Origin of the sequence: Microvirga pakistanensis (assembly GCF_004458765.1) — a bacterium.
Lineage (GTDB): Bacteria > Pseudomonadota > Alphaproteobacteria > Rhizobiales > Beijerinckiaceae > Microvirga > Microvirga pakistanensis.
Genome location: NZ_SPJX01000047.1, coordinates 1 through 223 on the forward strand (window position 1 = coordinate 1; position 223 = coordinate 223).

1 protein-coding gene is annotated in these 223 nt (G+C 68.2%); it reads left to right on the forward strand.

The genetic code is table 11. The annotated features are described in order from the left end of the window. The coding region (locus E4K09_RS02515) for a nuclear transport factor 2 family protein (RefSeq protein WP_134494957.1) at positions 1-223 on the forward strand (223 nt) is incomplete at both ends.

Consider the following 223-nt stretch of genomic DNA (forward strand, 5'->3'; position numbering starts at 1 on the left):
CCTGCCGCTCCGTGGATCCGCCCGCGCTCCACCGCCGCCGAATGCGCTGCCCAGTTCACTGAATTGATGGAATACACCGTGCCCAAGGATGCGCGTGCCTCTGTCGACACCGTCCTCGTCGACGGCGCCGAGGCGGTCCTGATGGGGCACGTGTCAGGGACCGTCCGCGCGACGGGAAAGTCCTTCGAGGGGCCGTTCGCGCTGCACCTCACCGTCGAGAACG